Annotated in this window: 15 protein-coding genes; 1 reads left to right on the plus strand and 14 read right to left on the minus strand. The window is 71.9% G+C overall.

What is annotated here, in order from left to right; all coding sequences use genetic code 11:
* Positions 1 to 86: 86 nt before the first annotated feature.
* The 5 genes from ACFVX4_RS02705 to ACFVX4_RS02725 all read right to left on the minus strand — a co-directional run bounded on the left by ACFVX4_RS02705 (position 87) and on the right by ACFVX4_RS02725 (position 4531).
* Positions 87 to 440 carry an MmcQ/YjbR family DNA-binding protein gene (locus ACFVX4_RS02705; protein WP_389971232.1) on the minus strand — a complete coding sequence of 118 codons (354 nt, stop codon included), beginning with the start codon at positions 438 to 440 and terminating at the stop codon, positions 87 to 89.
* Positions 437 to 1729, minus strand: a complete 1293-nt coding sequence (locus ACFVX4_RS02710; RefSeq protein WP_389971234.1) for a hemolysin family protein — start codon at positions 1727 to 1729, stop codon at positions 437 to 439. Before ACFVX4_RS02710 ends, ACFVX4_RS02705 begins: the two co-directional genes overlap by 4 nt.
* A complete protein-coding gene (gene ybeY, locus ACFVX4_RS02715; RefSeq protein ID WP_072483570.1) occupies positions 1726 to 2223 on the minus strand; it encodes an rRNA maturation RNase YbeY in 498 nt (165 codons plus the stop codon). Before ybeY ends, ACFVX4_RS02710 begins: the two co-directional genes overlap by 4 nt.
* 9 nt (positions 2224 to 2232) lie before the next feature.
* Entirely contained in the window at positions 2233 to 3264 is a 1032-nt protein-coding gene (locus ACFVX4_RS02720) for a PhoH family protein (protein WP_389971236.1), read from the minus strand.
* Positions 3265 to 3406: 142 nt separating this feature from the next.
* A complete protein-coding gene (locus tag ACFVX4_RS02725; protein ID WP_389971238.1) occupies positions 3407 to 4531 on the minus strand; it encodes a carbohydrate kinase family protein in 1125 nt (374 codons plus the stop codon).
* 338 nt (positions 4532 to 4869) lie between these two features.
* Between ACFVX4_RS02725 and ACFVX4_RS02730 the strand changes: the two genes are divergently transcribed.
* Positions 4870 to 6225, plus strand: coding sequence for an MFS transporter (locus ACFVX4_RS02730; protein WP_389971240.1), 1356 nt, complete (start codon positions 4870 to 4872; stop codon positions 6223 to 6225).
* Here the strand turns inward: ACFVX4_RS02730 and ACFVX4_RS02735 are convergent.
* From ACFVX4_RS02735 to hrcA, 9 genes are all read right to left on the minus strand, one after another.
* Entirely contained in the window at positions 6189 to 7181 is a 993-nt protein-coding gene (locus ACFVX4_RS02735; protein WP_389971242.1) for an adenosine deaminase, read from the minus strand. The two genes, ACFVX4_RS02730 and ACFVX4_RS02735, sit on opposite strands and share 37 nt — an antisense overlap.
* A gap of 48 nt (positions 7182 to 7229) precedes the next feature.
* Positions 7230 to 8138 (minus strand): ribonuclease Z, encoded by a 909-nt coding sequence (locus ACFVX4_RS02740; RefSeq protein ID WP_389971244.1) that lies wholly within the window; start codon positions 8136 to 8138, stop codon positions 7230 to 7232.
* 18 nt (positions 8139 to 8156) lie between these two features.
* Positions 8157 to 8516 carry a histidine triad nucleotide-binding protein gene (locus ACFVX4_RS02745; RefSeq protein WP_389971246.1) on the minus strand — a complete coding sequence of 120 codons (360 nt, stop codon included), beginning with the start codon at positions 8514 to 8516 and terminating at the stop codon, positions 8157 to 8159.
* Between the two features lie 222 nt (positions 8517 to 8738).
* On the minus strand, positions 8739 to 11975 hold the full coding sequence (locus ACFVX4_RS02750; protein ID WP_389971248.1) for a S41 family peptidase: 3237 nt from the start codon (positions 11973 to 11975) through the stop codon (positions 8739 to 8741).
* Positions 11976 to 12055: 80 nt separating this feature from the next.
* Positions 12056 to 12541 (minus strand): hypothetical protein, encoded by a 486-nt coding sequence (locus ACFVX4_RS02755; RefSeq protein ID WP_389971250.1) that lies wholly within the window; start codon positions 12539 to 12541, stop codon positions 12056 to 12058.
* A 164-nt stretch (positions 12542 to 12705) separates the two neighbouring features.
* Positions 12706 to 13452 carry a 16S rRNA (uracil(1498)-N(3))-methyltransferase gene (locus tag ACFVX4_RS02760; protein ID WP_389971252.1) on the minus strand — a complete coding sequence of 249 codons (747 nt, stop codon included), beginning with the start codon at positions 13450 to 13452 and terminating at the stop codon, positions 12706 to 12708.
* On the minus strand, positions 13449 to 14525 hold the full coding sequence (locus tag ACFVX4_RS02765) for a nitronate monooxygenase (RefSeq protein WP_389971254.1): 1077 nt from the start codon (positions 14523 to 14525) through the stop codon (positions 13449 to 13451). The genes ACFVX4_RS02760 and ACFVX4_RS02765 overlap by 4 nt, the downstream gene beginning before the upstream one ends.
* Positions 14526 to 14649: 124 nt before the next feature.
* Positions 14650 to 15786, minus strand: a complete 1137-nt coding sequence (gene dnaJ / locus ACFVX4_RS02770) for a molecular chaperone DnaJ (RefSeq protein ID WP_385324592.1) — start codon at positions 15784 to 15786, stop codon at positions 14650 to 14652.
* Entirely contained in the window at positions 15787 to 16803 is a 1017-nt protein-coding gene (hrcA, locus tag ACFVX4_RS02775) for a heat-inducible transcriptional repressor HrcA (RefSeq protein ID WP_266419393.1), read from the minus strand.
* Positions 16804 to 16921: the final 118 nt, after the last annotated feature.

Below are 16921 nucleotides of genomic sequence, written 5' to 3' on the forward strand. Positions count from 1 at the left end.
CGAACGGGGCACACCCGCCCGCGCATTGCCAAGGGCTTGTCCGGCGGATCAGGGCGCGACCCCGGCCCTGATCCCCCGGACAGGTCCTACGGCCGGTCGAGCCGCAGCCGGTCCGCCTTCGGCAGCCCCGCCACCACCAGGTCGTAGGAGTCCTCGACCAGTTCGCGGAGCACCCGGTCCGGCACCCCGGACACCGTCACCGTGTTCCAGTGCCGTTTGTTCATGTGCCAGCCCGGCACCACCGCGTCGTACTTCTCCCGCAGCCGCACCGCCTCGTCCGGATCGCACTTCAGGTTCACCGTCAGCGGCCGGGCGTCCAGCGTGCTGAGCGCGAACATCTTGCCGAGCACCTTGAAGACGGAGGCCCCGGGGCCGAACGGGAACTCCTCGGCACTCGCGTTGAACTCCAGGCAGAACGCCCTCAGCTGCTGCGGAGTCATCCCTCGTCCTCCCCCCGGGAAGCCACGGGCTCCACCAGCACCGTGACGATCTTGTTGCGGCGGCCCGCCGGGGACTCCGCGGTCAGCCGCAGCCGACGGCGGTCCGGCAGGTCGACGACGGCCGACGCCCCGGCGATCGGGACCCGCCCCAGCGCCTTGGCCAGCAGTCCGCCGACGGTCTCCACGTCCTCGTCGTCGTACTCGTCGAGGCCGAACAGCTCCCCGAGGTCGCCGATGTCGAGGCGCGCGGTCACCCGGAAGCAGTCGTTCCCCAGCTCCTGGACGGGCGGGAGCTCGCGGTCGTACTCGTCGGTGATCTCGCCGACGATCTCCTCAAGGATGTCCTCGATGGTGACGATGCCCGCCGTGCCGCCGTACTCGTCGATCACGACGGCGACGTGGCTGCGCTCCTGCTGCATCTCGCGCAGCAGGTCACCGGCGTTCTTGGTGTCGGGCACGAAGGCCGCCGGCCGCATCGCGGTGGAGACCAGATCGGCCTCCGACTCGCGGTTGATGTGGGTCTTGCGGACCAGGTCCTTGAGATACACGATGCCGACGATGTCGTCCTCGTTCTCCCCTGTGACCGGGATCCGCGAGAAACCGGAGCGCAGGGCCAGGGTCAGCGCCTGCCGGATCGTCTTGTAGCGCTCGATGCAGACCAGGTCCGTCCGCGGCACCATGACCTCGCGCACGAGCGTGTCGCCGAGCTCGAAGACGGAGTGCACCATGCGGCGCTCCTCGTCCTCGATCAGCGACTCCGCCTCGGCGAGGTCGACCATCGCGCGCAGTTCGGCCTCGCTGGCGAACGGCCCCTTGCGGAACCCCTTGCCCGGGGTCAGCGCGTTGCCGATGAGGATCAGCAGCTGCGGGATCGGGCCCATCACCCTGGCCAGCGGCAGCAGGACGTACGCCGCGGCGGTGGCCGTGTTCAGCGGGTGCTGGCGGCCGATGGTGCGCGGCGACACGCCGATGGCGACGTAGGAGACGAGGACCATCACGCCCATGGCGACGGCCAGCGCCTCCCAGGTCTGAGGGAACTCCTTCAGACAGGCGTACGTGACGAGCACCCCGGCCGACATCTCGCAGGCGACCCGCACCAGCAGGGCGACGTTGAGATAGCGGGTCGGATCCGCCGCGACCTGCTCCAGCTTCTGGCTGCCGCGCCGCCCGGAGCGGACCGCCTCGGCGGCCCGGAAGCTGGAGACCCGGGCGATGCCCGCCTCCGCGCAGGCCGCCAGCCAGCCGACGACGACCAGCAGAACGGCACCCAGGACGAGAGGAACGCTCACGACACGGTGGGCGCGGGCGACGGGCCGGTCAGGCCGTGCTCGGCGCGCCAGCCGTCGACGATCGCGGCCTGGAGACCGAACATCTCGGCCTTCTCGTCCGGCTCCTCGTGGTCGTACCCGAGGAGGTGCAGCACTCCGTGGACCGTGAGGAGCTGGAGCTCCTCGTCCATGGAGTGCCGGGTCTCCGCGTCCTCGCCCTGCTTCTTGGCGACCTCCGGGCAGAGCACGATGTCACCGAGGAGCCCCTGCGGGGGCTCCTCGTCGTCCTTGGCCGGCGGACGCAGCTCGTCCATCGGGAAGGACATGACATCGGTCGGGCCCGGGAGGTCCATCCACTGGATGTGGAGCTGTTCCATGGCGTCGGTGTCCACCACGATCACCGAGAGTTCGGAGAGCGGGTGGATCCGCATCCGCGCGAGCGCGTAGCGGGCGATGTCGAGGATCGCCTGCTCGTCGACCTCGGTTCCGGACTCGTTGTTGACGTCGATCGACATGGTGCGCTGCTACTGCTTCCCGTTGTGGCTGTCTCGGCTGTCGTACTTCTCGTACGCGTCGACGATACGGCCGACGAGCTTGTGCCGGACGACATCCTGGGAGGTGAGCCGGGAGAAGTGGACGTCCTCGACGCCGTCCAGGATGTCCTGGACCTGGCGCAGACCGCTCTTGGTGCCGTTCGGCAGGTCGACCTGGGTGACGTCGCCGGTGATGACGATCTTCGAGTCGAAGCCGAGCCGGGTCAGGAACATCTTCATCTGCTCGGCGCTGGTGTTCTGCGCCTCGTCGAGAATGATGAACGCGTCATTGAGGGTACGGCCACGCATATAAGCCAGCGGCGCCACCTCAATAGTCCCCGCCGCCATCAGCCGCGGGATCGAGTCGGGGTCGAGCATGTCGTGCAGCGCGTCGTAGAGCGGGCGCAGATACGGGTCGATCTTCTCGTAGAGCGTGCCGGGCAGGAAGCCGAGCCGCTCGCCCGCCTCGACCGCGGGCCGGGTCAGGATGATCCGGTTGACCTGCTTGGACTGCAGGGCCTGGACCGCCTTCGCCATGGCGAGATAGGTCTTGCCGGTACCGGCGGGGCCGATGCCGAAGACGATCGTGTGCTTGTCGATCGCGTCGACGTACCGCTTCTGGTTGAGCGTCTTGGGGCGGATCGTGCGACCGCGGCTGGAGAGGATGTTCTGGGTGAGCACCTCGGCCGGTGTCTCCTCGCCGTCCCCCTCGCCGCTCTCCGTCGCCCTGAGCATGGCGATCGAGCGTTCCACTGCGTCCTCCGTCATCGGCTGACCGGTGCGGAGCACCAGCATCATCTCGTCGAACAGGCGCTGGATCAGGGCGACTTCCGTCGCGTCTCCGGCGGCGCTGATCTCGTTTCCCCGGACGTGGATGTCGGCCGCCGGGAAGGCCTTCTCGATCACGCGCAGCAAGGCGTCGCCCGAGCCCAGAACGGTCACCATCGGATGGCTGGCAGGGACGGTGAAGTGGGCTCGCGCCTGCCTCGGCGCAGGGGTCTGGGCTGTGGGTGTCTGAGTCATGGGCCGGCTCTGTGGCCTGCACATACCTCCCGTTGCAAGGTTCTCGCCGATCGACAACCTCTCGGATTACCAAGCCTACGACTCCGCACCGACAACACCGAGGGCTTTTTCGCACACGCTCACGAACAGGTGTGCACGGTCGTCAGGCGGGGTGCCGGAAGCCGATCGTCGGGACCGCCCGGCGCAGCGGCCAGGGCCGGGCGACGGCGGGCAGCAGCTCCTCCAGGAAGGCGTACCGCTGGAGCGCGGCCGGGTCCTGGTCGGCGAAGGTGCGGACCTGCTGCCACCAGGCGGCGATCTCCGCCCAGCCCGGCGCCGACAGCGATCCGCCGAACTCCTGGACCGAGAGGGCCGCGGTCAGTCCGGCGAAGGCCAGCCGGTCGGCCAGCGGCCAGTCCGCCAGGGTGCCGGTGACGAAACCGGCGACGAAGACGTCGCCCGCGCCGGTGGGGTCGAGCGCCTCGACCTCGATCGCGGGCACCTCGGCGCTCGCCCCGGTCGCCGAGTCCACCGCGTACGCGCCCTCCGCGCCCAGGGTGACCACGGCGAGCGGCACGCGTTCGGCCAGGGCGTGGGCGGCGGCGCGCGGGCAGTCGGTGCGGGTGTAGCGCATGGCCTCCTCGGCGTTGGGGAGGAAGGCCTGGCAGTGCTCCAGGTCGGCGAGGGCGTCCAGGTCCCAGCGGCCGGTCTCGTCCCAGCCGACGTCGGCGAAGATCCGGGCGCCGTTCCGGGATGCGGTGGCGACCCAGGGTTCGGTGCGGCCGGGGGCGAGCGAGGCGATGGCGGCGCGGGCGCGGGGCGGGCAGCGCGGGAACGGCGGCTCCCCGGTCGGGACGGCGGTGCCGTGGGTGCCTTCGGGGCCGGGGGCCTCGTGGCCGTGCGAGACCATCGTCCGCTCGCCCTCGTACGCCATGGACACGGTCACCGGCGAGTGCCAGCCGGGGACGGTGTGCGACATGGACAGGTCGATGCCCTCGCCCTGCTCCAGGGCGTCCCAGCAGTACTCCCCGTAGTGGTCGTCGCCGAACGCCGCGGCCAGCGAGGTGTGCAGCCCCAGCCTCGCCAGGGCGGTCGCCATGTTGGCGACGCCGCCGGGGCTGGATCCCATGCCGCGCGCCCAGGACTCGGTGCCGCGCACCGGGGCGCTGTCCAGGCCGGTGAAGATGATGTCGAGGAAGACGGTGCCGGTGAGGAAGACGTCGCAGTCCGGGTCCTGCGGGGCGCGCAGCCCGTCCAGAGGATCGATGCCTGGAATGTCCGTGCTCACCTTGCACTCCCCGGTCGTGGCAGATCTGGCCAGTGTGCCCGATTCACCGCCGTAACCGGAGAGTGCGCGCCGCCGGTCCCGGCGGACTCGTTCCGGCGTCCCGCACGGAGACACCGACCTGCGCAAACATGCGCTGCTACCCCCACTCCCGAAGCACAAACGCGCATGTGGCCCAGATCACAGTGGGGTGCCTTTCGGGCGACTGGCCGTGGTTGATACAAATTGGCCCGCGAGCCCCTTCGGTGACGGTTGCCGACGAGTGGCCCGACTTCCCCGTATTTCCCGCATTGCCCTCCCCTGCCTTCTCTGCCGTCTCCGGCATGTCTTCAGGAACGCCCATGTCCTCGCGCCCTCGCGCCGCGTGGCCCCTGGTCGCCGTGTTCACCGCCGGCTACCTCGCCGCCTATCTGCTCCCCACCATCGTCGGGCGGCTCTCCGTCTGTCTCGGCCTCAGTACGGCGCAGGCCGGCCTGGTCGGCAGTGCCCTCCTGCTCAGTTCGGCGACCGCCGGGTTCACGCTGGCGGGCCGGGTCGAGACCTACGGGCCGCGGCGGCCGGCCCGGATCGGCCTGGCACTGGCCATGGCGGGGTACGGCTGCGCCGCCCTGGCCGGGTCGGTACCGCTGGTGGTCATGGGGGTGGTGATCGGCGGCTTCGGCTCCGGTACGGCGACCGCGGTGGCCGCCTCGGGCATCGCCGCCCAGCGCGATCCGCACCGGACCTCGTCGCTCGGGCTGCTCAGCGTCTCCGCCACGGCGGGCGCCCTCTATCTGACGATCCCGCACCTCGGCGGCGGCCACCGGCTGCCGTTCGCCTCGATCGCCCTGGTCGCCCTGCTCGTCTGGCCCGCCACCGCACGGCTCGGCGGCGTCACGCCCACCGGCCCCACCACCCAGGTCGCCGGCCGGCTGCCGCACCGCCGTTCCGGTCTGGTGCTCGCGGGCGGCATGCTCGTCTGGTCCATGGCGCAGAACGCGCTGTGGGGCGTCAGCAGCCGGATCGGGGTGGTCCAGGTCGGACTCTCCGAGGTCACCATCGGAGCGGTGTTCGCCGCCGCGCTCGGCGCGGGTCTGCTCGGGGTGATGGGCGCCGGGATGCTGGGCGCGAGGCTCGGCCGGGCGGTGCCGATCGGTCTGGGCACCGTGATCATCGCGGCGAGCATCGTGCTCAGCTCGTCGGCGGGGAACCTCGGTCGATTCGCGACCGGTGAGATCCTGTGGAACACCGTCTACCCGGTGGTCCTCTCGTATCTGATCGGCCTGGCCGCCTCCCTGGACGTACGCGGCCGCTGGGCGGTCCTCGCGGGCTCCGCGTCGTCCGTCGGGGTGGCCTGCGGTCCCCTCCTCGGCAGTGTGCTGTCCGAACAGGCCGGCTACCCGGTCATGGGCCTGATCCTGGGCGCCGTCACACTCCTGGTCGCGGCCCCGGTCACGGCCGTCGCCCTGCACACCGGTGGCCGCCCGCTGGTGCCGGGATCGGTGCGCCGCAGGGGTGGCGCCCCGGCCGCGCTGCTCGCCGTCACCACCGGAGCGGTGCCCGGCGCCGTGCCCAAGCTGGGCGCGCCCGAGCAGGCCGTCACGGAGATCAGCCTGCCGGTGCGCCGCAGGCGCCCGGTCCGGAACGCGTTCCGGACGGCCGGCCCGGCGGGCGGGGCCGGTCAGTCGAACTCGTACGCCTCGACCTCGGACAGATAGCGCGCCCTGCGCTCCTCGTCGTGGTCGAGGAAGGCCGCCTCGAAGGAGTTGCGGGCCAGCGTGCGCAGCTGCTCGTGGTCCAGGCCGAGCGCCTCGTGGACGGCGTGGAAGGTGTCCCCGACGTACCCGCCGAAGTAGGCGGGGTCGTCGGAGTTCACCGTGCAGAGCAGCCCGGCGGCCATCATGGCCCGCAGCGGGTGCTCCTCCAGGGTGTCGATGGCGCGCAGCCGTACGTTGGACAGCGGGCAGAGGGTGAGCGGCACCCGGTCCGCGACCAGCCGCTGCACCAGGTCCGGGTCCTCCATGCAGCGCAGCCCGTGGTCGATGCGCTCGACCCCGAGGACGTCCAGGGCCTCCCGGATGTACTCGGGCGGGCCCTCCTCGCCGGCGTGGGCGACCTTGCGCAGCCCGAGCGCCCCGGCCGCCTCGTACACGTCGCGGAACTTGACGGGCGGGTGGCCGACCTCCGCCGAGTCGAGGCCGACCGCGCTGATCCGGTGCAGATACGGCTTCGCCGCCTCCAGGGTCTCCAGCGCCGACCCGGCCGACTGGTCGCGCAGGAAGCACATGATCAGCTGGGTGGAGATGCCGTGCTTCTCCTCGCTGCGGTCCAGCGCCCGGCCGAGCCCTTCGACGACGGTACCGATCGGGACGCCCCGGGCGGTGTGCGCCTGCGGGTCGAAGAAGATCTCCGCGTGCCGGACGCCCTGCGCGGCGGCGCGGGCGAGATACGCGTCGGCGAGCTCCTCGAAGTCCTCCTCGGTCCGCAGCACCGCCATCAGCGCGTAGTACAGGTCCAGGAAGCTCTGCAGGTCGTCGAAGAGGTAGGCGGTGCGGAGCTCCTCGGTGTCCGCGTACGGCAGCCGCACGCCGTTGCGCTCGGCGAGCGCGAAGGCCAGCTCGGGTTCGAGGGTGCCTTCGATGTGGAGGTGGAGTTCGGCCTTGGGGAGGTGCACGGGTTTTTCACGCTCACAGACGGTGGTGCTGATGTGGTGCTGATGTGTTCAGAGGTGCCGGTTGGGCACGGGAACCCTGCCGAGGTCCTGGGCGACGGTCAGTTCGCCCTCGAACCCCGCTGCGCGGGCCTGGGTCTCGAAGGCGGCCGGGTCGTCGTACCGCTGCGAGAAGTGCGTCAGCACCAGGTGCCGTACGCCCGCGTCCCGGGCCACCCGGGACGCCTGTCCGGCGGTCAGATGGCCGTGGTCGGTGGCGAGCCGTTCGTCCTCGTCGAGGAAGGTCGACTCGATGACCAGCAGATCGCAGCCCTCGGCAAGCACGTGCACGCCGTCGCAGAGCCTCGTGTCCATGATGAACGCGAACCGCTGGCCGCGCCTGCGCTCGGAGACGTCGTCGAGCGTGACGCCGCCGAGGGCGCCCTCGCGCTGGATCCGGCCGACGTCCGGCCCCTCGATGCCGTGCTCGGCGAGCTTCGCGGGCAGCATCCGGCGCCCGTCGGGTTCGACGAGCCGGTAGCCGTACGACTCGACGGGGTGCGAGAGGCGGTGGGCGCTGAGCGTGTACGCGTCGGTGGTGGCGAGCACCCCGTCGGCGGCGACCGGGGCCTCGGTCAGCTCGACGGACTCGCGGTAGGCGGTGGCGTACCGCAGCCGCTCGAAGAAGTGCTGCCCGCTCGCCGGGTAGTGCGCGGTGACCGGGTGCGGGACCTGGTCGAGGTTGATCCGCTGGATCACCCCGGCCAGGCCCAGCGAGTGGTCGCCGTGGAAGTGCGTCACGCAGATCCGGTCGATGTCGTGCGCGGCGACGCCGGCCCGCAGCATCTGGCGCTGGGTGCCCTCACCGGGGTCGAAGAGGATGCCCTCGCCGTCCCAGCGCAGCAGATAGCCGTTGTGGTTGCGGTGCCTGGTCGGGACCTGGCTGGCGGTGCCGAGGACCACGAGTTCGCGTACGGACACGGTGTGCGATCGGCCGCTCTAGCCGGGGGGCCACTGCAGTCCGCGGCCGCCCAGGACGTGGGCGTGCGCGTGGAAGACGGTCTGGCCGGCGCCGGCGCCGGTGTTGAAGACGACCCGGTAACCGGTGTCCACGATCTTCTCGTCGGCGGCGATCTGCCCGGCCTCACGCAGTATGTCGGCTGCGATCGCCGGCTCGGCGGCGGCGAGCGCGGCGGCGTCCGGGTGGTGGACGCGGGGGATGACGAGTACGTGGGTGGGGGCCTGCGGGTTGATATCCCGGAAGGCGACGGTGGTTTCGCTCTCGCGGACGATGGTTGCCGGGATCTCGCCCGAGACGATCTTGCAGAACAGGCAGTCGGGCTGCGGTTCTCCTGCCATGGGGCGACTCCTCGGTAGGTGGTGACGGTGATCGCTGTACGGCATGCTATCGGGCCGCCTGCGGCGGGCGTTGTCCCCTACCCGGAGCACCATTCGGCCCCTCCGGCGATCGAGGAGCGGGGGTCCGGGGGCGGAGCCCCCGGTTACGGGAAGGGGCGGGCAGGGGAACGAGCCCGCCGCAGGCGCGCCGCACTCCCGACCCGCACCCCGCCTCCACTCCCCCTACGCCCCCGGCAGCTCCGGCAGCTCCGGCGCCCGCATGGCCGGCGTCTGCGCCAACGACGCCAGCGCGATCCGGATCGCCTCGTCCAACTGCGGATCCCGCCCCGCCACATGGTCCTGCGGTGTCATCACGACCTCGACATCGGGATCGACCCCGTGGTTCTCCACGCCCCAGCCGTAACCCTCGAACCAGAACGCGTACTTGGGCTGGGTGACCGACGTCCCGTCCACCAGCCGGTACCGGCTGTCGATGCCGACCACGCCGCCCCAGGTGCGGGTACCGACGACCGGCCCGATGCGCAGCGCCTTGATCGCGGCGTTCACGACGTCGCCGTCCGAGCCGGAGAACTCGTTGGCCACGGCGACCACGGGGCCGCGCGGCGCGTCCTGCGGGTAGCTGAACGGCTGCATGCCGCGCGGCATGTCCCAGCCGACGACGCGGCGGGCGAGCTTCTCCACGATCAGCTGCGAGGTGTGGCCGCCGCGGTTCTCCCGGACGTCCACGACCAGCCCCTCGCGGGCCACTTCGATCCGCAGATCGCGGTGGAGCTGCGCCCAGCCCGAGCCGACCATGTCGGGGACGTGGAGGTAGCCGAGGCGTCCGCCGGACTGCTCGTGCACATGGGCCCGCCGGTCGGCGACCCACGCGTGGTAGCGCAGCGCCTCCTCGTCGGCGACCGGTACGACGACGACATGGCGGGGGTCGCCGCCGTCCACCGGTGAGATGGTCAGCTCGACCGGTTTGCCCGCCGAGCCGGTGAGCAGCAGTCCGGGCCCGGTCACCGGGTCGACCGGGCTGCCGTCGACGGCGAGGATCGCGTCCCCGGCGCGTACCGCCACCCCGGGCGCGGCGAGCGGCGAGCGGGCCTCCGGGTCGGAGGTCTCGGACGGCAGGATCCGGTCGATGCGCCAACTGCCCTCGTCCGTACGGGAGATGTCCGCACCGAGCAGTCCCTGCCGGGCCGAGTCGTCCCGCCATCCGCCGGGCGGGTTCACATAGGCGTGCGAGGTGCCGAGCTCCCCCTGCACCTCCCACAGCAGGTCCATCAGGTCGTCGTGGGTGGCGACCCGGTCCAGCACCGGGCGGTAGCGGTCCAGGACCCCGTCCCAGTCGAGGCCGCCCATGTCGGGGCGCCAGAAGTTGTCCCGCATGATGCGCCCGGCCTCGTCGTACATCTGGCGCCATTCGGCGGCCGGTTCGAGGGTCCGCCGGATCCGGGAGAGGTCGACGGTGACGCTGTCGCCGTCGTGATCGTCGTCGGCCGGGGCCCGGCTGTCGGACGGTACGACGCGCAGCTTGCCCCGGGTGTGCAGGACGACCCGCTTGCCGTCCCCGCTGACCGCGAAGCCCCTGACGTCCGAGGCGAGTTCCTCGCAGTGCAGCTTCTCCAGGTCGTACCGCTCCAGGACGGTCTCGGGCCGCCCGGAGTCGGGCGTGGCGCCGCTCGTCCCGAGCACCCCGGTCACCGGGTGGCTCAGCCACAGCAGCCCGTCCTTCGCGGCGCGCAGCGTGGAGTAGCTGGCGGCCTCGACGGGCAGCGGAAGGATCCGGTCGGCGAGCCCTTCGAGGTCGATCCGGGTGACGGGCAGCGCGGTCGGGTTGTCCTGATCGCCCTCGCCGCCGCTCTTCTCCTTCTCGGTCGGGCGGCCGTGGCGCTGCGGCCCGAACGGGGAGGGCGTGGCGGCGGCGAGCGTCAGCAGATGCGGGCGGCAGGTGCCGATGAACGCCAGGTCGAAGACATGGGCGTCGTAGACCGGGTCGAAGGACCGCTCGGAGAGGAACGCGAGGTGCTTGCCGTCGCCGGTGAACGCGGGGGCGAAGTCCCGGAAGCGCAGCGGGGTGGCCTCGGCGACCGACAGATCGGCGAGGTGCGCGAGCTTGAGCTGGCTGAGCGGCTCGGGCCCGGGGTGGGACCAGGCGAGCCAGGAGGAGTCGGGCGAGAAGACGAGGCCGGAGGCGTCGCCGTGCTCGCTGCGGTCCACCTCGTGGACCTCACCGCTCTCCCGCTCGACGATCAGGACCCGCCCGTCGTGCGCGGCGACGGCGAACCGGCTGCCGTCGGGCGCCGGGGCGAGGTCGAGGACCCTGCCGATCCGGCCCGCGGCGAGGCGGCGCGGTACGGCGCCGGGGGCGGTGCCGGTGGCGGGTGCGCACTCCAGGGCGTCGTCGCCCTCGGCGTCGGTGACCCAGACGACGTGCTGGTCGCCGTCGGCCTGGAAGGTGCGGGGCAGTCTGGCCCGTACGCCCGGTTCGACGGCGAGCGCACGGGCCGGGCCCTCGCGGTGGGTGACCCAGTGGACGGCGCCGCGCGTCCCGACGGCGCTGCCGCGGCCCGTACGGTCCGGGGACGCGCAGTCGAGGTGGCTGCCGGCGTGCACGGAGTGCGGCTGGAGGTCGGTGCGCTGACCCCCGAGCCGGATGTCGAGGCGGCGGGGTCCGTCGCCTTCGAGGTCGTCCAGCAGCCAGAGTTCACCGGCCGACGCGTAGGCGACGCGGCTGCCGTCGGTGGTCGCGTGGCGGGCGTAGAAGCCCTCGATGCCGGTGTGGCGGCGCAGGTCGGAGCCGTCGGGGAGCGAGGAGTAGACCGCGCCGACGCCTTCGTGGTCGGAGAGGAAGGCGACGCGCTCCCCCACCCACATCGGGCACTCGATGTTCCCGTCGAGCTCCGCGTGGAGCCGTACGAACTCCGCCGGGCCGTCCGCCGGGGACTCCTGCTCGATCCACAACTTGCCTGCGGTGCCGCCCCGGTAGCGCTTCCAGCGGGCGGCCTCGCGTCCCATGGTGACCGCGAGCAGCAGGACCCGGCCGCCGGGCCCGTAAGCGACGGAACCGACCGGCCCGTACGGCAGGGTCCGTGCGGGTCCGCCGTCGACCGGGACGGCCCTGGCCCAGGTGCGCCGGAGCGACGCCTGCCCCTGGGCGCTGATGGCCAGCACCTCGCCCCCGGGCGTCCAGCCGTGGACGGCGGTCCGCGCGTCGCCCCAGTAGGTGAGCCGCTGGGAGGGGCCGCCGTCGGCAGGCGCGATGTGTACCTCGGGTGCCCCGTCCCGGGTGGACGTCCAGGCGACCCGGGTTCCGTCGGGCGATATCCGTGGATGGGTGACAGGCCGGTTGTCGGCACTGACGCGCCAGGCTCGGCCGCCGTCCAGCGGCGCCAGCCAGACATCGTCCTCGGCGGTGAAGGCGATCGAATCGCCCTGGACATGGGGGTATCGGAGGTAGGCAGGCTGCGTCACATCGATCACCCTAGGCCGCGGCCATGCTGTGCGTAACCGGGTTGACCGGAGTCCGACGGACCGCCGCGCGCCGGACCGACTCACTTGCCCATGGGCGTTTCGGTCACGGTCACCGTGACGGTGACCGTCGGCCGGACGCCGGAGCCGCCGCCGGCCGGCGGCGGCGGATTCACCACGGCGGTCGAGGGGAAGGCGTCGCAGTTGCCGAGCACATCCGCCCGGAAGACGGCCTTCCCGCCCGTCTCCGCGGTCAGGTCCCCCCGTACGCACCGCCCGCCGAGCTCCTGGGTGACCTTGCCGGTGAGGGTGATGGCCTCGCCCTTCACGGACTTGCCGGTGCAGTCGACGTCCGCGATCCGGCGTGCGGACGCGGCGGGCGACGCGCCCACGGTCCGGTCCCCTTCGACTCCGGCGGTGCAGTTCAGCCATTGCACGTCGACCCCGTTGCGCTCCAGTGCGCCGGTGCCGACCCGGTCGGTGGTCACGGCGATGGATGCGGAATTCAGCCCGTCCGCGGGCTCACAGGCGGCGGCACTCGCGACCGCCGCGACCACGAGTGCGGACACGGCCGGAAAGCGCCGTCCTCTTCCCTGACCCCATGCCCTTGATGTCCCCATACGGGCAGCTTCCCACCGTTACCCACCGGACGGTAGACGGCGTGCGGTCGTACTGAGGGGCGCCGCCGGGGCGCGCGAAGGGGCTCCGGCCGACCGGCAGTTACCGGCCGGTCTCACGACCAGCGGCCGGTGCGCCCCAGCAGCAGTGCCGTCGCCGCCGTGCCCGCCGTCGAGGTGCGCAGGACGCTCGCCCCGAGCCGGCAGGTCCGGGCGCCCGCCGCGGCGAAGACCGCCAGCTCGTCCGGCGACACACCGCCCTCGGGGCCGACGACCAGCACGATCTCGCCCTGGGCGGGGAGCCGGACGGTGGCCAGCGGCTCGCTGCTGTGCCCCCGGTCCTCGTGCAGGACGGCGGCGAAGTCCGCCGTGGCGACGAGCGCGGCGACCTGTTTGGTCGTCATCACGTCGGCCACCTCGGGGAAGCGCACCCGACGGGACTGCTTGCCCGCCTCCCGGGCGGTGTTGCGCCACTTCGCCAGGGACTTGAGGCCGCGGTCGCCCTTCCACTGCGTGATGCAGCGCGCTGCCTGCCAGGGCACGACCGCGTCGACACCGGTCTCCGTCATCGTCTCCACGGCGACCTCGCCGCGGTCACCCTTGGGCAGGGCCTGGACGACGGTGATGCGGGGAGCGGGCCGGGGCTCCTCCCGGATCTCGGTCAGATCGGTGACGACGAGCCGGTCCTTGCCCTCGGCGGCCAGGACGATGCCTTCCGTCCAGTGGCCGCGCCCGTCGGTGAGCACGACGTCCTCGCCGGCGCGCAGCCGCTTCACCGACACGGCGTGCCGGCCCTCGGGCCCCTCCAGGACGAACTCGGGCCCGCCGGGGACCTGTTCGACGACGAAGACCGGTGCGGTCACTGCGTACTCCCTGTACTCACAGCCGTCCGTGCGGCGTCCAGTTCTTCGGCGAGCAGCCGGACCAGCCGGCCCGCGGGCAGCTCGCGTGCCATCCGGTGTCCCTGGCCCGCCCACAGGGCCATGCCCTGCGCGTCCCCGGCCTTCGCCGCCGCCTTGCGCAGTCCGGCGGTCAGATAGTGGACCTGCGGGTAGGCCGCGGGAGCGTACGGGCCGTGCTCGCGCATGAACCGGTTGACCAGACCGCGGGCCGGGCGGCCGGAGAACGCCCGGGTCAGGGCGGTCCGTACGAACAGCGGGTTGGTCAGCGCCTGCTTGTGCAGCGGACTCGCCCCGGACTCGGGGCAGACGAGGAACGCCGTACCGAGCTGCGCCGCCTCCGCGCCCGCGGCGAGCACCGCAGCGATCTGGGACCCGCGCATCAGCCCGCCCGTGGCGACGATCGGTATCTGGACGGTATCGCGGACCTGGGACACCAGCGAGAGCAGCCCGATCCCGGCGCCGTCGGCCTGCGGGTCGTCGCGGTGGGTGGACTGGTGGCCGCCCGCCTCGATGCCCTGGACGCAGACCGCGTCGGCGCCCGCCCACTGGGCGGTCTGGGCCTCCTCGGGCGTGGTGACCGTCACGACGGTGTACGTACCCACGCCGGCGAACGCGTCGAGGGTGTCGCGGGTCGGGCAGCCGAAGGTGAACGAGACGGCCGGGACCGGGTCCTCCAGGAGGATGGCCAGTTTGGCGTCGTAGTTGTCGTCGCCGCCGCTGGAGTCCGGGTCGCCGAGCGGGGTCTCGTACCAGGCGGCCTCGCCCGCGAGCTGGTGCCGGTACACCTCGACGGCGCTCGGGTCGGCGAGCGCCGGCTGCGGCATGAAGAGATTGACGCCGAAGGGCTGACCGGTCAGCCCTCGCAGCTGTTTGATCTCGTTGTACATGCCGTCCGCCGTCTTGTACCCGGCGGCGAGAAAACCGAGCCCGCCCGCCTCGGAGACGGCCGCGACGAGCTGCGGGGAGGACGTGCCCCCCGCCATCGGGGCCTGCACGATCGGATACCGGCAGAGATCGGTCAACGCGGATGACATGACCGCATCGTGTCACGTCCCGCGCGGCCCGGTGTGTGCGGGACTCAGTCCGCTTTGTACTCAAACGCCGGACGGGCCCGCCGTGCGGGCCCGTCCGGCGTCCGGGAACGGTGTGCCGAGTCGGTCAGCGGCCGTTGAAGGCGTCCTTCAGCCGGGAGAACAGCCCCTGCTGGCCGGGCTGGAACTGGCCGGTGGGCCGCTCCTCGCCGCGCAGCTTCGCCAGGTCCCGCAGCAGTCGCTCCTGGTCCGGGTCCAGCTTCGTCGGGGTCATCACCTCGACGTGCACGATCAGATCGCCGCGCCCGCCGCCCCGCAGGTGCGTGATGCCGCGTCCGTGCAGCGGGACCGACTGGCCGGACTGGGTGCCCGGCCGGATGTCGACCTCCTCCAGGCCGTCGAGCGTCTCCAGCGGCACCTTGGTGCCGAGCGCGCCCGCCGTCATGGGGATGGTGACCGTGCAGTGCAGATCGTCGCCGCGGCGCTGGAACACCGCGTGCGAGAGCTCGTGGATCTCCACGTACAGGTCGCCGGCCGGGCCGCCGCCGGGGCCGACCTCGCCCTCGCCCGCGAGCTGGATGCGGGTGCCGTTGTCGACACCGGCGGGGATCTTCACGGTGAGCGTGCGGCGCGACCGGATGCGGCCGTCGCCGGCGCACTCCGGGCACGGGGTCGGCACGACCGTGCCGAAGCCCTGGCACTGCGGGCAGGGCCGCGAGGTCATGACCTGGCCGAGGAAGGACCGGGTGACCTGGGAGACCTCGCCGCGGCCGCGGCACATGTCACAGGTCTGGGCGGAGGTGCCGGGTGCGGCACCCTCGCCACTGCAGGTCGTACAGACGACGGCCGTGTCGACCTGGATGTCCTTGGTGGTGCCGAACGCGGCCTCGGCGAGATCGATCTCCAGCCGGATCATCGCGTCCTGGCCGCGCCGGGTGCGCGAACGGGGTCCGCGCTGCGACGACGTACCGAAGAACGCGTCCATGATGTCGGAGAAGTTGCCGAAGCCGCCCTGTCCGAATCCGCCCGCGCCGGCGCCGCCGGAGGCGGACAGCGGGTCGCCGCCGAGGTCGTAGACCTGCTTCTTCTGCGGGTCCGACAACACCTCGTAGGCGGCGTTGATCTCCTTGAACCGCTCCTGGGTCTTCGGATCGGGGTTGACATCCGGGTGCAGCTCGCGGGCGAGCCGACGGAATGCCTTCTTGATCTCGTCCTGGGATGCGTCGCGGCGTACGCCGAGTACGGCGTAGTAGTCCGTGGCCACTTACGACTCCGCCAGGATCTGTCCGACGTAACGTGCCACTGCGCGTACCGCTCCCATCGTTCCGGGGTAGTCCATGCGGGTCGGTCCGACCACGCCGAGTTTGGCGACTGCCTCGTCGCCCGAACCGTAGCCGACCGCGACGACGGACGTGGAGTTGAGCCCCTCGTGGGCGTTCTCGTGCCCGATACGTACGGTCATGCCCGAGTCCTTGGCCTCGCCGAGCAGCTTCAGCAGCACGACCTGCTCCTCCAGTGCCTCCAGCACCGGCCGGATCATCACAGGGAAGTCGTGCCCGAAGCGGGTGAGGTTGGAGGTGCCGCCGATCATCAGCCGCTCCTCCGTCTCCTCGACGAGGGTTTCGAGCAGGGTGGAGAGCACGGTGGACACGGTTCCCCGGTCCTCGCTCTCGAAGGATTCCGGCAGATCCTGCACCAGTTGTGGGACGTCCGCGAAACGGCGTCCGACGACCCGGCTGTTGAGCCGGGCCCGCAGATCGGCGAGAGAGGTCTCGCCGAACGGGGCGGGGCAGTCGATCATGCGCTGTTCGACCCGGCCGGTGTCCGTGATCAGCACGAGCATCAGCCGGGCGGCTGCCAGTGACAGCAGCTCCACATGCCGCACCGTCGACCGGGTCAGCGAGGGGTACTGCACGATGGCGACCTGCCGGGTCAGCTGCGCGAGCAGCCGTACGGTGCGGCCCACGACGTCGTCGAGGTCGACCGCGCCGTCGAGGAAATTGTGAATGGCGCGGCGCTCCGGCGACGAGAGGGGCTTGACCCCCGCGAGCCTGTCGACGAAGAGCCGGTAGCCCTTGTCCGTCGGGATGCGTCCGGCACTGGTGTGGGGCTGGGCGATGAAGCCCTCGTCCTCCAGCACCGCCATGTCGTTGCGGACGGTCGCCGGGGAGACCCCCAGCTTGTGCCGCTCGGTGAGCGCCTTGGAGCCGACGGGCTCCTCCGTGCCGACATAGTCCTGGACGATGGCGCGAAGCACTTCGAGTCTGCGTTCGCTGAGCATCGCGCACACCTCCAGCTGTGTTTCCTCGTGGTTCTCGGGTCGTTCCTGTTCCTGTGCCCAGGAATCCGCTTGGCACTCGGTCAACGCGAGTGCCAGCAATCCCCCCGCCAGTGTACGG

The organism is Streptomyces sp. NPDC058240 (genome assembly GCF_042882135.1).
In the GTDB taxonomy this organism is placed as follows: domain Bacteria; phylum Actinomycetota; class Actinomycetes; order Streptomycetales; family Streptomycetaceae; genus Streptomyces.

Bases quoted from the DNA above. Each gene is read 5' to 3' on its own strand.
- ACFVX4_RS02705 (WP_389971232.1), bottom strand. From the start codon at position 440: ATGACTCCGCAGCAGCTGAGGGCGTTCTGCCTGGAGTTCAACGCGAGT.
- ybeY (WP_072483570.1), bottom strand. From the start codon at position 2,223: ATGTCGATCGACGTCAACAACGAGTCCGGAACCGAGGTCGACGAGCAG.
- ACFVX4_RS02720 (WP_389971236.1), bottom strand. From the start codon at position 3,264: ATGACTCAGACACCCACAGCCCAGACCCCTGCGCCGAGGCAGGCGCGA.
- ACFVX4_RS02730 (WP_389971240.1), top strand. From the start codon at position 4,870: ATGTCCTCGCGCCCTCGCGCCGCGTGGCCCCTGGTCGCCGTGTTCACC.
- ACFVX4_RS02745 (WP_389971246.1), bottom strand. From the start codon at position 8,516: ATGGCAGGAGAACCGCAGCCCGACTGCCTGTTCTGCAAGATCGTCTCG.
- ACFVX4_RS02765 (WP_389971254.1), bottom strand. From the start codon at position 14,525: ATGTCATCCGCGTTGACCGATCTCTGCCGGTATCCGATCGTGCAGGCC.
- hrcA (WP_266419393.1), bottom strand. From the start codon at position 16,803: ATGCTCAGCGAACGCAGACTCGAAGTGCTTCGCGCCATCGTCCAGGAC.